Here is a 359-nt window from a genome sequence, read left to right on the forward strand (position 1 = left end):
TACCGCAACCTGCGCCACACCGTCCGCTTCGAGCAGGCCACCCGCCGGCTCACGGAGACCGGGCACACCGTGTTCGTCGAGGTCTCCCCGCACCCGGTGCTCACCGGCGCGATCGAGGACACCCTCGACGCGGTGGGCCCGGCCGCCACCGCGTCCGCCGTCGTCACCGGCTCGCTGCGGCGCGGGCAGGGCGGCCGCGAGCGCTGGCTCACCTCCGTCGCCGAGCTGTCCGTGCGCGGCGTGGCCGTCGACTGGACGGCGGCCTTCGCCGACGCCCGGCCCGCGCACGCCGAACTGCCCGGCTACCCGTTCCAGCGGCAGCGCTATTGGCTGGACGCCAGCCGCTCCCCGGAGCTGAC

Annotated in this window: 1 protein-coding gene; it reads left to right on the forward strand. The window is 76.3% G+C overall.

Annotation, left to right across the window (positions count from 1 at the left end):
- Positions 1 to 359 (forward strand): acyltransferase domain-containing protein (locus tag BI06_RS45290; RefSeq protein ID WP_043479120.1); only part of this gene is annotated, 359 nt, incomplete at both ends.

It is taken from the genome of Kitasatospora sp. MBT66, from assembly GCF_000710405.2.
GTDB classification, from domain to species: domain Bacteria; phylum Actinomycetota; class Actinomycetes; order Streptomycetales; family Streptomycetaceae; genus Kitasatospora; species Kitasatospora purpeofusca.